Origin of the sequence: Aeromonas sp. S11(2024), from assembly GCF_041402345.1 — a bacterium.
Classification (GTDB): domain Bacteria; phylum Pseudomonadota; class Gammaproteobacteria; order Enterobacterales; family Aeromonadaceae; genus Aeromonas; species Aeromonas veronii.
Genome location: NZ_JBGLRC010000060.1, coordinates 1 through 1,198 on the forward strand (window position 1 = coordinate 1; position 1,198 = coordinate 1,198).

1 protein-coding gene is annotated in these 1,198 nt (G+C 55.5%); it reads left to right on the plus strand.

What is annotated here, in order from left to right; translation table 11 throughout:
* Positions 1-108: 108 nt before the first annotated feature.
* Positions 109-1,149 carry an IS481-like element ISAs19 family transposase gene (locus ACB040_RS20710; protein WP_371156326.1) on the plus strand — a complete coding sequence of 347 codons (1,041 nt, stop codon included), beginning with the start codon at positions 109-111 and terminating at the stop codon, positions 1,147-1,149.
* Positions 1,150-1,198 lie beyond the last annotated feature (49 nt).

The following is a 1,198-nucleotide window of genomic DNA, read 5'->3' on the forward strand; positions in this document are numbered from 1 at the left end:
TGTATGGAGATGGTATTCACCTGACAGTTGCCCACAAAAGGGAGTGGTCATACGGCTTCAAACCGGATAACAAAACGGTACCCCTACCGTGTTATCTGGAGTCACCGTATGACCACCAACGAGAAAGTAGCACGTCGCAAACTCAGCCTGCTAGAGCTTGCCAAAGAGCTCAATAATGTCAGCAAAGCCTGCAAGCTCATCGGCTACAGTCGTCAGCAGTTCTACGAAATTCGCCGTAATTACCAGACCTATGGCGCCGAGGGCTTGCTCGACAAATTGCCCGGCTGTAAAGGGGCTCATCCCAATCGGGTTGCGCCCGAGATTGAACAGGCCATCCTCGATTACTCCCTCACCAGACCAACTCATGGCCCACTGCGGGTCGCCCAAGAACTGGCTCTGCAAGGCATCAATGTCAGTGCCGGCGGCGTGCGTGGCGTGTGGCAACGTCACGACTTGCTCTCCAAACACGACCGCTTGTTGCGCCTCGAGAAAACGCACCGGGAGCAGACCATTGAGCTCAATGACGAGCAAATTCGCCTGTTAGAGCGCTTCAGCCCCGAGTTTCGCGAACGTCAGATTGAGGTCCACTACACCGGGGAATTGGTGGCTGTCGACACCTTCTTCGTCGGCGCGCTCAAGGGGGTTGGTAAGGTGTATCTGCAAACAGTGCTGGACTGCTACAGTCGCCACGCCTGGGGACGGCTCTACACCAGCAAGCTGCCAGTGACCTCGGTTCATGTGCTCAATGAAACGGTGCTGCCGTTCTTCGAAGCCCATGAGGCTCGGGTCTATACCATCCTGTCGGACAACGGGCGCGAGTTCTGTGGGCGCCCAGACCACCATCCCTACGAGCTGTTCCTGCAACTGGAGGGGATTGAGCACCGGACAACCAAGGTACGCAGGCCGCAGAGCAACGGCTTTATCGAACGGCTGCATCGCACACTGCTGGATGAACACTTTCGTATCAAGGGGAGGACGACCTGGTATGAGTCGGTAGAGCAGATGCAGACAGACCTGGATAGCTACCTGGAGCACTACAACACCCAGCGGCCACATCAAGGCAGGATGATGGAGGGTCAAACCCCCGACAGCATGTTCAAGAAGGGTCTGAAATTGATACCTAAGGAAGTGCGCACTAAAGTAGCGTAAACAAGACACCGGTTTGAGGCCGGTGTCAGGTGATAACTAGAACTGTACA

Bases quoted from the DNA above. Each gene is read 5' to 3' on its own strand.
- ACB040_RS20710 (WP_371156326.1), top strand. From the start codon at position 109: ATGACCACCAACGAGAAAGTAGCACGTCGCAAACTCAGCCTGCTAGAG.